Raw genomic sequence first — 327 nt, forward strand, 5'->3', positions numbered from 1 at the left:
ACGAGCGCGAGCATCATCGTGTCGGGCGGCCGCGGGCTGGGCAGCGGCGAGAACTACACGAAGGTGCTGGAGCCGCTGGCGGACAAGCTGTCGGCCGCACTCGGCGCATCGCGCGCGGCAGTCGACGCCGGCTACGTGCCGAACGACTACCAGGTCGGCCAGACCGGCAAGATCGTCGCACCGCAGCTGTACATCGCGGTCGGCATCTCGGGTGCGATCCAGCATCTGGCCGGCATGAAGGATTCGAAGGTGATCGTCGCGATCAACAAGGATCCGGAAGCGCCGATCTTCAGCGTGGCCGACTATGGCCTCGTCGGCGATCTGTTC

Annotated in this window: 1 protein-coding gene; it reads left to right on the top strand. The window is 66.4% G+C overall.

Features of this window, described 5'->3' with window-relative positions:
- On the top strand, window positions 1-327 hold a 327-nt coding region (locus tag HWX08_RS34200), incomplete at both ends, for an electron transfer flavoprotein subunit alpha/FixB family protein (RefSeq protein ID WP_208454973.1).

Source organism: Burkholderia metallica (assembly GCF_902832845.1).
In the GTDB taxonomy this organism is placed as follows: Bacteria; Pseudomonadota; Gammaproteobacteria; order Burkholderiales; family Burkholderiaceae; genus Burkholderia; species Burkholderia metallica.